The 17,533-nt window shown below is 39.4% G+C and carries 17 protein-coding genes; 16 read left to right on the forward strand and 1 reads right to left on the reverse strand.

Annotated features, from left to right (window positions below; translation table 11 throughout):
- Nucleotides 1–123: 123 nt before the first annotated feature.
- The 7 genes from ABS917_RS01995 (at nucleotide 124) to ABS917_RS02025 (ending at nucleotide 7,175) form a co-directional block, all read left to right on the forward strand.
- The gene (locus ABS917_RS01995; protein WP_350477434.1) at nucleotides 124–1,896 is read left to right on the forward strand and encodes a SulP family inorganic anion transporter; all 1,773 of its coding nucleotides are present in this window, start codon (nucleotides 124–126) and stop codon (nucleotides 1,894–1,896) included.
- A gap of 231 nt (nucleotides 1,897–2,127) precedes the next feature.
- Complete coding sequence (locus ABS917_RS02000; RefSeq protein ID WP_350477435.1) at nucleotides 2,128–2,490, forward strand: STAS domain-containing protein; 363 nt, start codon at nucleotides 2,128–2,130, stop codon at nucleotides 2,488–2,490.
- Nucleotides 2,475–2,915 carry an anti-sigma F factor gene (gene spoIIAB, locus ABS917_RS02005; RefSeq protein WP_079525739.1) on the forward strand — a complete coding sequence of 147 codons (441 nt, stop codon included), beginning with the start codon at nucleotides 2,475–2,477 and terminating at the stop codon, nucleotides 2,913–2,915. Before ABS917_RS02000 ends, spoIIAB begins: the two co-directional genes overlap by 16 nt.
- A gap of 12 nt (nucleotides 2,916–2,927) precedes the next feature.
- Nucleotides 2,928–3,695: a SigF/SigG family RNA polymerase sporulation sigma factor gene (locus ABS917_RS02010; RefSeq protein WP_008408085.1), complete on the forward strand. Its 768-nt coding sequence runs from the start codon at nucleotides 2,928–2,930 to the stop codon at nucleotides 3,693–3,695.
- 58 nt (nucleotides 3,696–3,753) lie between these two features.
- Nucleotides 3,754–5,199, forward strand: coding sequence for a spore germination protein (locus ABS917_RS02015; protein WP_350477436.1), 1,446 nt, complete (start codon nucleotides 3,754–3,756; stop codon nucleotides 5,197–5,199).
- Nucleotides 5,200–5,301: 102 nt separating this feature from the next.
- Nucleotides 5,302–6,621: a diaminopimelate decarboxylase gene (gene lysA, locus ABS917_RS02020; RefSeq protein ID WP_350477437.1), complete on the forward strand. Its 1,320-nt coding sequence runs from the start codon at nucleotides 5,302–5,304 to the stop codon at nucleotides 6,619–6,621.
- 194 nt (nucleotides 6,622–6,815) lie between these two features.
- Nucleotides 6,816–7,175, forward strand: a complete 360-nt coding sequence (locus tag ABS917_RS02025) for a GNAT family N-acetyltransferase (RefSeq protein ID WP_350477438.1) — start codon at nucleotides 6,816–6,818, stop codon at nucleotides 7,173–7,175.
- Nucleotide 7,176: 1 nt separating this feature from the next.
- Here ABS917_RS02025 and ABS917_RS02030 read toward each other — a convergent pair whose 3' ends face one another.
- Entirely contained in the window at nucleotides 7,177–7,677 is a 501-nt protein-coding gene (locus ABS917_RS02030; RefSeq protein ID WP_350477439.1) for a DUF309 domain-containing protein, read from the reverse strand.
- Nucleotides 7,678–7,825: 148 nt separating this feature from the next.
- Between ABS917_RS02030 and ABS917_RS02035 the strand changes: the two genes are divergently transcribed.
- The 9 genes from ABS917_RS02035 to ABS917_RS02075 all read left to right on the forward strand — a co-directional run bounded on the left by ABS917_RS02035 (nucleotide 7,826) and on the right by ABS917_RS02075 (nucleotide 17,262).
- Nucleotides 7,826–8,608 (forward strand): segregation/condensation protein A, encoded by a 783-nt coding sequence (locus ABS917_RS02035; protein WP_350477440.1) that lies wholly within the window; start codon nucleotides 7,826–7,828, stop codon nucleotides 8,606–8,608.
- Entirely contained in the window at nucleotides 8,577–9,164 is a 588-nt protein-coding gene (gene scpB / locus ABS917_RS02040; RefSeq protein WP_350477441.1) for an SMC-Scp complex subunit ScpB, read from the forward strand. Before ABS917_RS02035 ends, scpB begins: the two co-directional genes overlap by 32 nt.
- Nucleotides 9,165–9,176: 12 nt before the next feature.
- Nucleotides 9,177–10,151, forward strand: coding sequence for a D-alanyl-D-alanine carboxypeptidase family protein (locus ABS917_RS02045; RefSeq protein WP_350477442.1), 975 nt, complete (start codon nucleotides 9,177–9,179; stop codon nucleotides 10,149–10,151).
- A gap of 194 nt (nucleotides 10,152–10,345) precedes the next feature.
- A complete protein-coding gene (locus ABS917_RS02050; RefSeq protein WP_339175795.1) occupies nucleotides 10,346–11,089 on the forward strand; it encodes a pseudouridine synthase in 744 nt (247 codons plus the stop codon).
- A gap of 106 nt (nucleotides 11,090–11,195) precedes the next feature.
- Entirely contained in the window at nucleotides 11,196–11,729 is a 534-nt protein-coding gene (resA, locus tag ABS917_RS02055) for a thiol-disulfide oxidoreductase ResA (protein ID WP_350477443.1), read from the forward strand.
- A 13-nt stretch (nucleotides 11,730–11,742) separates the two neighbouring features.
- Nucleotides 11,743–13,401: a cytochrome c biogenesis ResB family protein gene (locus tag ABS917_RS02060; protein ID WP_350477444.1), complete on the forward strand. Its 1,659-nt coding sequence runs from the start codon at nucleotides 11,743–11,745 to the stop codon at nucleotides 13,399–13,401.
- Nucleotides 13,398–14,582, forward strand: a complete 1,185-nt coding sequence (ccsB, locus tag ABS917_RS02065) for a c-type cytochrome biogenesis protein CcsB (protein WP_350477445.1) — start codon at nucleotides 13,398–13,400, stop codon at nucleotides 14,580–14,582. The genes ABS917_RS02060 and ccsB overlap by 4 nt, the downstream gene beginning before the upstream one ends.
- Nucleotides 14,583–14,777: 195 nt before the next feature.
- A complete protein-coding gene (locus ABS917_RS02070; RefSeq protein WP_079528693.1) occupies nucleotides 14,778–15,494 on the forward strand; it encodes a response regulator transcription factor in 717 nt (238 codons plus the stop codon).
- The gene (locus ABS917_RS02075) at nucleotides 15,487–17,262 is read left to right on the forward strand and encodes an ATP-binding protein (RefSeq protein WP_350477446.1); all 1,776 of its coding nucleotides are present in this window, start codon (nucleotides 15,487–15,489) and stop codon (nucleotides 17,260–17,262) included. Before ABS917_RS02070 ends, ABS917_RS02075 begins: the two co-directional genes overlap by 8 nt.
- Nucleotides 17,263–17,533: the final 271 nt, after the last annotated feature.

The raw sequence follows: 17,533 nt of genomic DNA on the forward strand, positions 1-17,533 counted from the left end.
TGGGTTGTGAAAGACTTTTTTTGTGCTTTAAATATTCCGCAAATATGTTAAAATAATAAGTATATTACTGCTTGGAGTAATAAAAATTCTGTTTTATGAATATTTATAAGAAGAAGGGATACTATGAAAGTTAAGTGGTCTGGAAGATTTGAAGGTTATACATTCGCCCATTTCAAAAAGGATCTGTTATCTGGGACGATTGTCGGGATTATTGCTGTACCGTTGGCGATGAGTTTTGCCATTGCGTCTGGGGTCAAACCGGAGTATGGCATTTACACAGCAATTATCGCAGGTATTTTAATTTCCTTACTAGGAGGTTCAAAATTCCAGATTGGTGGTCCGACAGGTGCTTTCGTTCCTATTTTGCTTGGAATTGTACTCGTTTACGGGTATGAAAACTTGCTCATCGCAGGTTTTATGGCAGGGGTTATGCTGCTGCTGATGGGAATTTTGAAGCTGGGGTCACTGATCAAATTTATCCCGAGGCCCGTTACAGTCGGTTTTACAGCAGGAATTGCCGTCATTATTTTTACCGGACAAATCGGGAATTTTTTAGGGTTAACAAATATGGAGCAGCATGAGAAGTTTCATATGAATGTTCTTGAGATTGCTTCCAATATCGGAACCGTTAATTTTTATAGTTTACTCGTTGCAATTATAAGCTTAGTATTAATACTTATGGCACCGAAAGTTTTACCGAAAGTGCCGGGTGCCCTTGTTGGAATTATTATATCATCCGTTGTAGCGGCGCTTTTTTTACAGGGGCATGTTGCCACAATTGGCTCCACATATGGTGCAATACCGAATACACTTCCTCAGTTCCAAATACCGGAAATTACATTTGAACGTATTTATATGCTAATCGGTCCAGCGTTTGTCATTGCGATGCTCGGCGGAATTGAATCGCTGCTTTCGGCGGTTGTTGCAGACGGCATGACGAACAGCAAACATAACAGTAACCGGGAACTGATCGGGCAAGGGGTTGCCAATATTGTTACACCTTTTTTTGGAGGAATACCTGCTACCGGGGCGATTGCAAGAACGGCTACTAATATTAAATCCGGTGCTGTTTCGCCGATGTCAGGGGTGATCCATGGTATCTTCGTCTTAATCACGCTATTATTGCTCGCGCCATTAGCGGTACATATTCCACTTGCGAGTTTGGCACCTGTACTCATGATTGTCGCATGGAATATGAGTGAACGTCATCATTTCGTACACATTTTAAAATTGAAATCCGGAGATTCACTTGTTCTCTGTATTACATTTTTACTGACAGTATTTATGAGCTTAACGGTTGCTGTAATGGCTGGACTCATTTTAGCGGTGATTCTTTTTGCGAAAAGTATGAGTGACAGCCTCACTGTTTTCAAAGTGCTGCCGAATTTGGAGAGGGAGAACGGAAAGCTGCAGCCTCAGGTCTTATCGGATTTCCACGATTGTCCACAAATCAGTATTTATTCAATAGAAGGTCCTCTATTTTTTGGCGCTGCTGAAAAGTTTGAACAGACATTGCTGAATACAATACAGGAACGTCCGAAAGTGTTTATCCTCCGTATGCGAAAAGTGCCGTATATCGATTCGACAGGGGTAGAATATTTCCGCAATATCCTTCAAAATATAAACTCTTATGGCGGAAAAGTTTTCGTTACAAATGTTCAGCCTGGATTAGAGCAAATGCTAAAGCGAAGCGGCTTGTATGATTTAATGGAAGAGGAACATTTTTATAATACGACAAGTGACGCAATTTCAGCGGCATGCCAGTATATCGAGTTAAATAAATGTATTGGATGCACACACTATGCATTTAAAGAATGCCAATTACTATCAAATGGCATCCCTCTATCAGAGCAGGAACTGCATGTACAGAAGAAATTGACCGAAGCAACTATATAACATGTATAAAATTCTGAAAAAGAACAAAGAATAAGAGACTGAATGGAAAGGGAAAACTTTCTGTTCAGTCTCTTTTTTCAAGTTAGGAATGATTAAAAATAGACGGCGCTACCTATACTGATTTTAGTTGTCGCAGGAGCACTACTTTTAACGAATAAACACTAGTTTTGTCAGCTAGATAGGATTATTTCTGAACTTGCCGAATTTGCATGTAAGAAGGAGGCGATGTAGGTGAACTTTAATTTAACGATGTATCCAAATGATGTATTGATTGTCCAACTATTTGGAGAACTGGATCATCATGAGACAGAAAAAGTGAGAACACATATATCGAAAGCTATTTTACAAGGAAATGTAAAATTACTCGTTTGGAATTTAGAGCATTTGCATTTTATGGACAGTTCCGGAATTGGTTTAGTGCTTGGCAGAATGCGAGAACTCCGAGCTGTCGATGGTCAAACAATTTTATTAAATCCGTCAAAAACGATGCAGAAAATATTCCAGTATTCCGGTATGGGAAATCTTGTACAATTTGCATCTGAACAGCAAGTTATTTCACACAGCGAGGGGGATTGTCAATGGATAACGAAATGACGCTAACTTTTTTGGCGCGCAGTGAAAATGAAGGTTTGGCACGTATTGCCGTTACAAGCTTCATGGCACAACTCGATCCGACAATTGAAGAACTATCAGAATGTAAAACAATCGTATCAGAAGCTGTATCGAATGCCATTATTCATGGTTATGCCGATAATCCGCATGGCATTATTACGGTTTATGCGGTACGTTACGGTTCGGAAGTAAGTGTGACAATTAAAGATGAAGGTTGCGGGATTGAAGATATCGAACAAGCACGTGAGCCATTATTTACAACGAAGCCGGAGCTTGAACGTTCCGGAATGGGCTTTACAATTATGGAAAGTTTTTCGGATTTCCTGCAAGTAGAATCCGTACTAGGAAAAGGAACAGTCGTAACATTCACAAAACAAATTTTGCCAATAGGGACACTCGTGACATAACGAAATAAGGGGATGGGGAACATCGAGCAGTCATCTGAAACGTTATTAACGCAAGCTTATATGCGTGAACTAATCGCAAAGTCACAACAAGGCGATCAAGTTGCGAGAAAAACGATGATTGAAGGAAATACTAGACTTGTTTGGTCTATCGTTCAACGCTTTGCATCAAGGGGTGTTGAACTGGAAGATTTGTTTCAAATTGGCTGTATTGGCTTAATGAAATCGGTTGATAAATTCGACTTGTCCTACGAAGTGAAATTTTCCACATATGCAGTACCGATGATTATTGGGGAGATTCAACGTTTTTTAAGAGATGACGGTATGGTAAAGGTAAGTCGTTCTATCCGAGAATTGAATTACAAAATTCGTCATGCGACTGATGACTATTTAAAAACGAATGAAAAACCTCCATCTGTAGCACAATTGGCTGAAATATTGCAAGTTTCACAAGAAGATATCCTATTGGCAACCGACGCGATGCGTGATCCGGCAAGTCTGCATGATCAGCTCTTTGAAAATGATGGAGATTCCATTACATTAATGGATCAGATGCGTGACGATAAGTCTGAGCTTGCTTTTGACTATGTACCATTAAAAGACATGTTGAAGAGACTAGGGAAACGGGAACAATCGATCATTTATTTCCGCTATTATCTGGATTTGACCCAAACGGAAATTGCCGATCGTCTCGGTATCTCACAAGTACAAGTATCACGATTGGAAAAGAAAATACTAGCCCAGTTGAAATCATGGATGGATCAGTCTACATTAAGCAGATAAGTTAAGTGACCCGCAATTACTCCATGGTGTTAGACTAATATGAATAAGCGGTGAAAAAATGACAAATCAGCTTTTTACATCAATGAAAATTGCAGAAGGCTTCTTCAATTCACAATTTGAGCCAGAGAAGAACTTTGATTTATGTATTAAAGAAATTACGGTAAAAAATTTACCTACATTAACGGTATATGTGAGCGGTCTTGTAAACGGAGACAGTTTGACGGATATACTTTCTGATTTACAGCGGGATAATGAAAATGAGGAAATACTGGACGAACAGGACTATTTTCATGCCCACTTCAATTATTACGGAGTAGATTTAGCAAAATCGATTGATGACTTTATGCTCGGAGTTTTAAGTGGGCGTGTAGGCTTTGTAACGAAGAGCGGTTATTGTTATTTGGCGGAATTCCGGAATTATCCGGGGCGGAATCCGGAAGAGCCGGATAATGAAAAGGTTATTCGCGGTTCGCGGGATGGTTTTGCCGAAAATATTATTTTGAATACGGCATTAGTTCGTCGACGGATTCGAAGTGAAAAGCTTCGATTTCAAATGCACCATGTAACGACCTATAGTCAAACAGATGTCGTTCTTTCCTATATGAGTGATTTAGTCAATGAAAAGCATCTCGACTGGATTATTGAACGGCTTCAGCAAATTAAACATGATGGGTTAACGATGAGCGACAAATCGTTGGAGGAATGGTTGTTTAAGCAAAAATATCATCCTCTGCCGTTTGTGCGTTATACGGAACGGCCTGATATTGTAGCTGCCCATATTTTAGAGGGGCATATTGCGATTATGGTCGATACATCGCCTTCTGTAATGCTTATCCCTGTCACCATGTTCCATTTGCTGCAGCATGCGGAAGAATATCGACAGGCGCCGTTAGTCGGGACGATGATGCGTTTCCTTCGTTTTGGAGCGGTTATTTTAAGTTTTCTTTTACTTCCTTTCTGGTATTTACTCGTTACACATCCGGAGTTACTCCCCGATAGGTTAGCATTTATCGGGATAAATGAGAAGGGTGAAATTCCTATATTCCTGCAAATATTAATTGCGGATATCGGAATTGAATATTTGCGAATTGCTGCGATTCATACACCGACACCGTTATCGACGGCAATGGGATTAATCGCCGGTATTATCATCGGGCAAATTGCGATCGATGTTGGACTATTTTCAAGTGAAATTGTTTTATATACCGCGATTACCGCAATTTTTACATTTGCAATTCCGAACTACGAATTGAGTATATCGGTAAAAGTGTTCCGTTTAGTGCTATTAAGCGCAACAGCGTTATTTGGAATTAACGGATTCTTTATAGGAGCATTCCTGATTTTCACTTATTTATGTTCATTAAAACCGATGAATGTGCCGTATTTATGGCCGCTTGTACCGTTTTTCCCGAAGGCATTCGCTCGTGTTATTATTCGAACACCGATGTCGGAAGATGCACCAAGGCCATTTATCGTGAACGCAAAAAAGCGAAAACGTGTATAAACATGAATTGCATCACTTTGACACCTATGTTAAAGTTCTCATATAATATTTTGTGATTTTTGAGAATATTAGCGAGGATTAGCTAAGTCAGGGGAGATTACGATGCATTTATATGGAACACAGCAAATTAATGAACTCGGTCATTTAACAATTGGCGGGGTAGATACAATTGAATTGGCAAAACAATACGGGACACCGTTATTCGTTTATGATACAGCGTTAATTCGTAAACGTTCACGCGGCTTTATCGATACATTTGAACAATTAGGTGTAAAAGCGCAAGTTGCTTATGCATCCAAAGCATTCGCCTGTGTTGCGGCATATCAGTTAGCTGCGCAGGAAAACCTGTCGCTGGATGTTGTATCAGGCGGAGAACTTTATACAGCGATTAAAGCTGGTTTCCCGGCAGATCGCATTCATTTCCATGGCAATAATAAATCGGTTGCCGAGCTTGAATTGGCGTTTGAAACGGGAATCGGTTGTATTGTAGTCGATAACTTTTACGAGATTTCGTTAATTAAAGAAATCGCACAGCAGAAAAATCAGCAAATGAAAATTTTATTACGAGTGACACCAGGTGTTGAAGCACATACACATGATTTTATTACAACAGGTCAAGCTGATTCTAAATTTGGCTTTGACTTAAATAATGGACAAGCTGATGAGGCATTTAAGCAAGTAGTAAACGATGAACATATCGAACTATTAGGTTTACATTGCCACATCGGCTCTCAAATTTTTGAAACAGAAGGCTTTAGTTTGGCAGCGGGCAAAGTAATGCAAAAAATGGGTGCATGGAAAGAACAGCACGGTTTTGCTGCACAAGTACTGAATCTTGGCGGTGGTTTCGGCATCCGTTATACAGAAGAAGATAAGCCTTTAGAACCTCATGAATATGTTGCGGACATGATTCGGACAGTGCAGGATGAAAGTAAAAAACTGAATTTAGCAATGCCGGAAATTTGGATCGAGCCAGGCCGTTCTTTAGTTGGAGATGCAGGTACATCACTGTACACAATCGGTTCTCAGAAAACAGTACCAAATGTGCGTGAATATATTGCTGTTGATGGCGGGATGAGCGATAATATCCGTCCAGCACTTTACGATGCAAAATATGAAGCGGTTATTGCCAATAAAGCAAATGATCCAAAAACAAGTACATACACTGTTGCAGGTAAGCTATGTGAGTCTGGAGATAAGTTAATTATTGATGCGTCATTACAAAATGCACATACCGGTGATATTTTAGCGATGTTCTGTACAGGGGCATACGGTTATTCGATGGCATCAAACTATAATCGTGTTCCAAGACCGGCAGTTGTATTCGTTGAAAATGGAGAGCACCAATTAGCGATTAAACGTGAAAGCTATGAAGATTTAGTGGCAAATGATTTGCCGTTAGCATTTACAAAGGGTGAATAGACGTTGAAATTATCCAAGCAAGCTAAATGGGGTTTCGGTCTATTAATTGGAATTGTGATTTGGTCGCTCTTATTCATTTACATTATTAGTCCGCTAATTTACAAATTTTCAAACTGAACGTTGGAAAATTGTGTTATTGCATTTCGGTCGATCTTTTGATAGGATGTGCAATGGTAGAATTGAGGGAATGTAAAATGTTAGTTCGATATAAAAAAGCACTTGAAAAAATTGCAATGGGATTAATTTCGTTAATGCCACAAGAAAAAGACATTAAACGCTTAATGGAAACCATTCAACAATATGAACAAAAGGAAAAATGGACACTCTTCTTATGGAAAAATGGCGAAGAATATGTAGGCGCTATAGGAATTGCAGAAGAAAATGATGCTGCAATCGTTCAACATATTACAGTCATCCCGTCGTATCGCGGTGAAGGTGTCGCATTAAAAATGTTACATGAACTGCGGAATATGGGATATCAACATATTCAGGCGAATGAAGATACAAGTGCATTTGTCCAAAAATGTATACCTATATTAAAAGAAGTCGACTAATTTACTGTCGACTTCTTTTTTTAAATTCTCTAGCTTCCAGTATTTCTGTGCGGTCCCGAAGCATATGTTTATTGAAAATAAAGTGTGAATCCATTAGGGGAATCGACTTTATCCTTTCGTCTACCAATTCTTGCAACTGTCGATCTGTAATAGGCAGAGCAATGTTTGCGAATGGTTCATTTTCCTGCATTTTTTGAAGCTGGTTTTTCATTAGGAGAAGCAGTTGTCCTACATCGATATACTTGAAAAATTCACTATTGTGATTCAGCTCGAAGTTAACAATGGCTTTCTCCATTATACGTGCAGCGCCAGTAACATTTGCCCGCCGCCAATGGTACATACCTGTCGCAAGCTGGACATAGCCTACTAACGGATGAAGCTTTTCTTTTGGTGCGATTTCCTTCCAATATTCTTCTAAAACTTCATGGCATTCAAAATAGTCATTATTGCCGTTAAAATAAGCGCAATAATCGATAAATAGTGGATGAAACAAAGGATGCATTGTTGTCCCCTTTCCTCTATACTAATTAGATAGGTTCTGCTATATTTTGTTGAATTTTGACGAATAAAGTAACTAGCAAAACGTAAAATTAATCATAGCGTGAATTAGATGCTAATGATAATTTCCGATAAACGATAGGTGGTATTTTATGTCTTACGAAGTGAAACTAGACGCCTTTAGCGGGCCACTAGATTTATTATTGCATTTAATTCATCGTTTGGAAATTGATATATATGATATTCCAATGGCGGAATTAACGGAACAGTATATTGATCACATCCATGCGATGCAAACATTGGAACTGAATGAAGCAAGTGAATATTTAGTAATGGCCGCAACATTATTGGCGATTAAAAGCCGGATGCTCATTCCGATTAACGAGAATGAAATTGATGCGGAAGAGCTCGAAATAGATGAGGTCGATCCACGGGAAGAGCTTGTTGCACGTTTAATCGAATATAAAAAGTATAAAGAAGCAGCTGTCCAGCTTCAGGAATTGGAAACAGAACGTGGGCAAGTGTTCACGAAAGCGCCGGCAGACTTGTCGGAATTCATGCCGGAAGAACAATTAGCGCTTTTTGATCAAAATGTAAATGTTTACGATATGTTAAGTGCATTCCAAAAACTGATGCGTCGTAAACAGTTGAAAAAACCGTTGTCAACGCGCATCGCAAGACAGGAAATTTCAGTGAAGGAACAAATGCGTTCCGTTGTAAACATTCTAAAAAATGCAGGTGGCAGAGTAATGTTCTCGCAATTGTTTGTAGCAGAGGATAAGCCAATGCTTGTATTGACGTTTTTAACATTACTGGAATTAATGAAGCGCCAAGTGATATTTGTCGAACAGCAAAACAACTTCGATGATTTATCTGTATTATTGACAAAGGAGGAAATTGGCGATGAATTCGAACAACTTACTGAGCCGAATTGAGGCACTATTATTCGTAGCTGGTGATGAAGGTATGACCGTTAAACAACTTGCACAATATATAGAAGTAGAACCAATGGATATTGAAGCGGGATTAAGTGAATTACTGTCTCATTACAATGAGGAGGAAATGCGGGGAATCACATTAAAACAGCTTGCCGGTACATATCAGTTAACAACAAAACCGGAAGTGACCGACACATTGAAAAAGCTAATTGAAAACCCGACAAATCAAGTCTTAACCGCAGCTTCATTAGAGGTTCTGGCAATTATAGCGTATAAGCAGCCGATCACGCGCGCGGAAGTGGAAGATCTGCGAGGGGTGAAGAGCGAACGCCCGATTGCAACACTCGTTTCAAGGGCGCTTGTACAGGAAGTTGGCAGAGCGGAAGGAACAGGACGGGCAATCTTATATGGGACGACAAAAGAGTTCCTAAATTATTTTGGCTTAAAAAATATTAAAGAATTGCCGCCGTTACCGGAAGAAGTCGATCAGGAAGATGATCAGCCGACTGATTTATTTTTAACGAAGTTCCAGGAAACATTTAACCAAAATTAAAGGAGTGGCCTGTTGAAAAAGTGGTTTGTTTCTATTGTTGTATTGTTCGTATTTTTGAGTAGTTCGTCACAAATTCAGGCGGCGTCTAATAGCTATGTTGTTATCGATGCGGAAAATGGGCGGACATTAATGGGTGTGAATGAACATGCACGCCTGCCGATCGCCAGCCTGACGAAAATCTGGACGGCCCTGGTTGTTTTGGAAAATAGTGAGCTTACCGATGAAGTTGTCATTTCGAAGGAAGCATCGCTTGTGGAAGGCTCATCAATTTATTTACTGGAAAACGAGACGTATACGATTGATTACTTGCTTCATGGTTTAATGATGCAATCAGGAAATGATGCTGCTGTAGCGCTGGCCGAGCATATTGGCGGATCAGTGGAAGGCTTTGTTCAGCTTATGAACGAGAAGGCAGAGCTTTATCAATTGCAGGAAACAACTTTTACAAATCCTACAGGACTGCACAATGAAGCCCATCTATCCTCTGCCTACGATACGGCAAAAATGTTGCAAATTGCGATGATGAATCCTCAATTCAGGAAAATTGCTTCGACACAAAATTTTTCGGATGGCAGGCAGTGGAGAAATAAGCACCGACTTATGCATGAGAAGATAGGAGCCATTGCAGGGAAAACAGGCTATACAAAAGTGGCTGGACGAACATTGGCAACTTATTTTGAACGGGAACAAAAATCATTTGTTGTCGTTACTATTAACGAAGGAAATGATTGGAATATTCACCGGAACTTGGCGGATTTTATCGACAATAATTTTGAAAAACAAACGATTGTAAAAAAAGGGAAATATAATGCGAACGGGTTGGCAATCGAGTTAGATGAACCGTTCCAAATGCTGCTTCATAAAAAAGAACGGCCGAATTTTGAGCATATTGTTAAAGTTTCACGGCTGAAAGGATCGGATCGTGGGGTTTGGCTTTTATACGCTGATGAATCGCTCGTATCATCAAAACTTGTAAAAGTAAAATAATCCAAAAAGTGAAATTTCTTTAATAAGTCCTGAAAGTATGACATAATTTTTATTCGTTAAGGATTTATTTTCGCTCGTATTTGTGGATTGCAGCAATAATATTTAATAATTAACAGAGCAGTAAATGAAAAGTGCAGGGACGAATGCTGAAGAAGTATGCGTCTTTGCAGTTTATCAATCAATGAGGTGAACTTATGGAAAGATTACAAAAAGTGATTGCTTATGCAGGCGTTGCATCACGACGTAAAGCAGAGCAATTAATAGTAGAAGGTAAAGTAAAAGTAAATGGAGTCGTAGTTAAAGAGCTTGGTACAAAAGTATCCAACTCGGACACGATTGAAGTAGAAGGCGTAAAACTGGAAAAAGAAGATAAAGTATATTTCCTGCTATATAAACCACGTGCTTATATTTCGGCAGTAACTGATGATAAAGGTCGAAAAACAGTAACTGATATTTTTAAAAAGCATGTTCACCAGCGTATTTTCCCGGTAGGGCGTTTAGATTATGATACGACTGGGTTATTGCTTTTAACGAATGACGGCGAGTTTTCAAACTTAATGACACACCCGAAATTCAAAATCGACAAAACATATATTGCGCGTGTTAAAGGGATCCCAACAAAACAAGGTTTAATGAAACTTCAAAGCGGAATTAAGCTGGAAGATGGAAAGACGGCTCCAGCAAAAGTAAGCATGACAAGTTTTGACGAGAAGGCCGGTAAAGCGATTTGTGAGATTACAATCCATGAAGGACGAAATCGTCAAGTCCGCCGTATGTTTGAAGCAATCGGTACACCTGTTGTGAAATTGAAACGCGAGCGCTTTGCATTCTTAGATCTAACAGGACTTAGCCCGGGCGAATACCGTCAGCTGACAAAACATGAAGTAAAGTTACTACGTGTATTAGCTGAAACAGGAAAAATTGATTATAACAATTAATAGTTTAGGATAGTCATAAATCATTCTTAAAGAAAAGAATTTAAATTTTGTAATAATTTGCTATAATAGGCAACAGTAGTTGCTGAAGTGGAAGGGGGTTTTTTATTTGGAAAAAAAGAAACAACGTTCTGTAACTCGCGGCATCATTTTAACCATTTTAGCAATCGCAATCGGATATACAGTTTACGCTGCCGTAACGAAAGATAAAATAAATATAGTACAAGCCGGAGCACAGGCGCCTGATTTTGAAGTAGTAGATTTGGATGGAGAAAAGCATAGATTGAAAGACTACGAGGGAAAGGGTGTCGTATTGAATTTCTGGGGTACATGGTGTGAGCCGTGTGAACGCGAATTTCCTGCAATGACTCGTCAATATGCGGAATTTAAGGGCCAGGATGTTCAAATTATTGCCGTTAACTTCGCACAGTCTGAATTCGAGGTTAAAAAATATGTGGCGAATATGGGGATGACGTTCCCGGTTGCGATCGATAAAACAAAAAGTGTTTTCACTGCCTATAATATTGGACCCCTGCCTACATCAATTTTCATTAAACCCGACGGTACAATAGACCGTATTATTACTGGAGAAATGACCGAAGGAGAAATTGTGCAATATATGGAGTCAATAAAGCCGGAATAGGAGTTTTTACGCAATGAATAAACTAATTTGTGAATGCGGGCATGAAAATCCTGAAGGTACAACACTCTGCCAAAAATGCGGTTCTCCATTATCCGCAGAGGAAAAAAGCAAGAAAATTGCAGACATGCGGTACGAAGGGACAGCCATACGTTCAAAAACTTATAACAAGTCAATTATTGATAAAGTTTGGAATTTTTTCTCAAGTGTGAAAGTCGGAATTACGCTCATTATTATCAATTTAATAGCAGCATCAATTGGTACAATCCTGCCTCAGGAGTTTTATATAAGCGTAGCGACAGACGCAGAGAAGGAAAAGTACTATTCAGATGTTTATGGATGGTTCGGTGAAATATACTACGCGTTAGGTTTATCGGATCTTTATTCATCCTTATGGTTCCAATTACTTGTATTAATGTTAGGTGTGTCCATTATTATTGCAAGTATAGATAGAGGTATTCCATTACATAAATCATTAAAAAATCAACGAGTAAAACGACATACAAACTTTATGAAGCGTCAGCGAATTATTGGTGAAGGGAAACCAACTGAAACGCCTGAACAAACGCTCCAGCTCGTGGAACAATCTTTAAAAAATTTGAAATACAATGTCCGACGAGAAGATGATTCCATTTTAGCGGAACGCGGGCGTTTTTCCCGCTATGGTGCCTACATAAACCATGTTGGATTAATCGTCTTTCTAATTGGGGTCATGCTCCATTTAGTACCTGGCATGTACGTGGATGAATCGATGTGGCTCCGTGAAGGCGAGACACGTGCTGTACCGGGTATGGACGGGTACTTCCTGAAGAATGACAAATTTATTCTTGAAACTTACGACAATGTTCCTCAGGGTGAGCAGATCAAACAAGGGGTCAATGTAGTAGCGAAAAATTACCAGACGGACGTGACACTGTATAAACAGAAAGAAAACAGTGTGCCGGGACAGGCGGAAAACCTGAAAGAAGTGAAGAAATACGGAATTCAGGTAAACCATCCGCTCAAGCATGAGGGCTATGCGTTTTATCAGATGGATTTCCGTTTAAATGAAATTAAAACAATGGTGTTTGATTTAACGAACAAAGAAACGGAAGAATCGCTTGGTCAAATTAGCATTGATTTAACGAACCCGCAGGAAGTGTATACGCTCGAAAATGGCGCACAGGTCGAATTAATGGGTTTTTATCCGGACTTTTCAGGTTTTAAAGAAGGTGTACCGCAAACTGCGACCCAAACACCGAATAATCCGGCATTTATTTTTAAAATGATTACTCCTGAAACACCAGAAGGGGAGACAAGCTTTGTTGCGATCCAGCAAACACTGGAGCCTGAAGGTGACAATATATATAAAATGAAGTTTTCGAATGTTGAAACACGTCATATGTCGGGTCTAACGATTCGTTATGATCGGACAATCCCTATTTTAATCGTAGGGGGTATTATCTTTATGATTGGTGTTGCAATCGGTTCCTATTGGAATCATCGTCGTATATGGGTTGAACAGGTGGCGGATGGAACAATACGTCTGGCAGCACATACGAATAAAAACTGGTTTAGTATGAAAAAAGATTTAGATGCATTAACGAAGCATGCTCATTTACCGCAATACGTAGATCAACAGGAAAAAGAAAACAATGAACATGTTGAAACAGAAAAGGATGGTAAAACCTTATGAGTTTAATCGATTTAAGCGGTTATTTACTGTATGCTGCATTCATTTCTTACTTAGTTGGTACATTTTTATTTGCAGGCGCAATTAAAGTGAAAAATGATACGGCAGCAGCACGGGCAGATAAATACGGTAAAATTGCCCTTGTTGTTACAATTATCGGTTTTGTTGCACAGTTAGGTTACTTCATTACGCGCTGGGCGTACACAGGACATGCACCGGTTAGTAATATGTTTGAATTTACAACAGCATTCGGTATGTTCATCGTACTATCGTTTATCGTCATTTACTTTACGTATAAAGTCGCGGCATTAGGTGTTATTGCTTTACCAATTGCATTATTGATAATTGCCTATGCCTCAATGTTCCCGACAGAAGTAAGTCCTTTAGTACCTTCACTGCAAAGTCATTGGCTCACAATTCATGTTACGACTGCAGCATTAGGGCAATCGATTTTTGGGATTAGTGCGGTAGCCGGACTTATATACTTGCTGAGAAATGTGAATATGGACGAGCGCTCAAAAGAAAGTTTTTGGCTGGAAACAGTCATGTTCTGCTGTGTACTAGTTGTAGGGTTTGTTGCGGCAACGGTTACGTTCAATGCAATGGATTACGAAGCGAAGTATGAATACGTTGATACATTGGATCAAGTCAATACATCTACATATTTGATGCCGGCTATATTCGGTATGAATGGATATGTGGAACTGTCCGAAGATCGTATGACACCATTATTTGAGTTGCCGGCATTGATCGATGCACGGAAACTTACAACTGTTTTCTGGTCTGTGCTATTCGGTACTATCATTTATATACTCATTCGACTGATCTTTAGAAGAAAGATAGCGAAAATGTTCCAGCCATTAGTGAAACGGGTGAACTCGACGCTGATGGACGAAATCGCCTACCGTTCAATTTTGATTGCTTTCCCGATTTTTACATTAGGCGCGCTTATTTTTGCGATGATCTGGGCACAGGAAGCATGGGGCCGATTCTGGGGCTGGGACCCAAAAGAAGTATGGGCACTGATTACATGGCTGTTTTATGCAGCATTTTTACACCTTCGCCTGTCAAAAGGTTGGGAAGGAAGAAAGAGTGCATGGCTTACGGTAATTGGTTTCCTTATTATCTTATTCAATTTAGTCGTAGTTAATCTAGTTATCGCTGGATTACACTCTTATGCATAATGATAATGTGACAAGAAGTTCCTTTTTACACTATTATTAGAGCTATTTTGATAGTTTCCAATTCTATGCAAAATAATTAATAAACTGTCATAAAGTTAGAAAAGTTCAATCAGAATGATTGGGCTTTTCTTTTCAATCGTTCACTAAAAAGGTACAATAGAGAAGAGAAATAGAGTTTTGAAAGGGGCAACACCAGTGTCTGAAAATATTTCTGTGTTGATTGTGGATGACGAGGATCGAATTCGTCGTTTGTTAAAAATGTATTTAGAGCGTGAGGGCTATACAGTAGAAGAAGCGGAAAATGGAGAACAAGCACTTTCGATGGCACTTGAAAAAGATTATCATTGTATTTTGTTGGATATTATGATGCCTGAAAAAGATGGTTTGGAAGTTTGTGCTGAACTGCGCGAAAAGAAAACAACGCCTATTATATTGTTGACGGCAAAAGGTGAAGAAGCAAACCGTGTACAAGGATTTGAGCTTGGTGCGGATGATTATATTGTGAAACCATTTAGTCCGCGAGAAGTCGTATTGCGTGTTAAAGCAATATTAAGACGTTCAGCAGTATTTTCACCTGTTTCAAATGCTTCATCTTCTAAAGACTTAGTTGTGTTCCCGCATTTAACAATCGACCATGATGCACATCGTGTGACAGCGGATGGAACGGAAGTAAATTTAACACCGAAAGAATATGAATTATTATACTTTTTGGCGAAGGCACCCGATAAAGTATTCGACCGTGAGCAATTATTAAAAGAAGTTTGGCACTATGATTTCTTTGGTGATCTGCGCACAGTTGATACACATGTTAAGCGTTTGCGTGAAAAGCTTAACCGCGTCTCTGAAAATGCAGCGAAAATGATCGTTACCGTTTGGGGAGTAGGCTATAAGTTCGAGGTCGTAAATGATTAGAATAGCAACAAGTATTGTCGGGAAGCTATGGGTAACCATTTTGCTTCTCGTTTCATTTGTCCTGTTTATTTTCACAATTTTCATGTTGGAGTTTCTTGAAAACTATCATAACGAGCAGTCCGAGGCCTCATTAAGGCAAACAGCCGCAGCCATTGCAAGTATTATCGATGAGGAAGAGATCGATGATAAGCAGTTTGCGATCATTTCGGAGTTATTGACGGAAACGACAAACGTACTTATCGCCAAAAGTTCAGATGAAATATTGTATGCAAGACAAGAAGGCATCAATAAAGAAGAAATTCAGCAAAAAATCATAAGAAGTAAGGCATTTGAAGAAGTGTATGCAACATCAGAGCCGATAGTAAAGGAACTGACACTGCCTTCGAATCGGGAGGAAGCGAGCAGCTCCGATTATATTGTATTAGGTTTCCCGCTGAAAAGTGTTGAAGATTTACATGGGGCCGTCTTTATCTACAAAAATCCCGATGCTTTACACCAGACTAGTAATGAAACGACGAAAATTGTTGTTTTAGCTGCGGCTATTGCATTTATATTGACGACAATTTTTGCATTTTTCCTTTCTTCTAAAATAACGCTTCCATTGCGTAAAATGAGAGAGCATGCATTTGAATTGGCAAAGGGGCGTTTCGATTCGAAAATTGAAACGAAGCAAAATGATGAAATTGGTCAGCTTGCCGTTGCCTTTAACCAGATGGGCCGTCAATTGAAGCATCATCTGGAAGTGATTAACCAAGAAAAAGAACAATTATCGAGTATTTTAACATCGATGACCGATTCCGTTATTACATTTAATCGCGATAAAACGATTTTAGTAAGCAATCCTCCTGCAGAGCGGCTACTGCAAAAATGGTTCGTCGAAAAAGGATTGGATAGCTCAAAGCCGATACCGGATGAACTTTATCAAATGCTTGACCATGTGTTGAATTTCGAGGATCAACTGGACGAAGAGTTTGAAATGGGCAAATCTTATTACAGTATAACGATTAGTCCTTTGTACAGCAGAGATTCCATTCGTGGAGCAGTCGCTGTTATACGTGATAAAACCGAAGAAACGAAACTGGAAAAACTGAAATCGGATTTCATCGCCAATGTTTCACATGAGCTCCGGACACCAATCGCGATGCTCCAAGGCTATTCTGAGGCGATTATTGATGGTGTTGTAACAACAGAGGAAGAACGTATTGATATGATTCGGGTAATATACGATGAATCACAGCGTATGAGTCGTCTCGTAACAGATTTACTTGACTTGGCGCGGATGGAATCTGGACATATGAGTCTCTATAAGGAAGACGTGCCATTAGTTGCAGTTATTGAACGGATGACGCATAAGTTTGACCAGACAGCGAAAGAAAAGCATGTGCAACTGCAGATTGAAACAGACTTCTCTGATGAAACGCTTATTTCGATTGATGAGGATCGTATCGAACAAGTATTAACGAACTTGATTGACAATGCGATTCGCCATACACCGGCCGATGGATCGGTAACTGTATCAATGGCAAATGAGCAAAACTATGCAAAAATTCAAATTAGGGATACAGGGCAGGGCATACCTCAAGATGATTTGCCGTATGTATTCGAACGGTTCTACAAAGCAGATAAAGCACGTACACGTTCGAAAGGCGGAACGGGCTTAGGTTTGGCCATTACGAAAAATATTGTGGAAGCACATAACGGCAGAATCTCTGTTGATAGTGTGGAACAACAAGGAACAACCTTTACATTTTACTTGCCATTATCTTAGTAAAGAGAAACTTCACACAGTGGGGTTTTATCTCCACTGAGTTGAAAGAACACAAGCTAGAACCGTCATTTTCTTTGAAAACGCTTGTGTTACCAACTCCGTGTTGGCCACGAACCAATCGGGCTTTAACCGATATTCCTGCCTCTGCCGCTATGCTTTCGGGGCAGATAAATTGCTACCCGTTAATGCAGGATAAAATAGGGTAATGGAATTATGAGTATGAAAAAGTTTATCATTTTGAATCGTTCAAAGTGATAAACTTTTCTTTTTA

The sequence above is a fragment of the Solibacillus sp. genome, assembly GCF_040273735.1.
Lineage (GTDB): Bacteria > Bacillota > Bacilli > Bacillales_A > Planococcaceae > Solibacillus.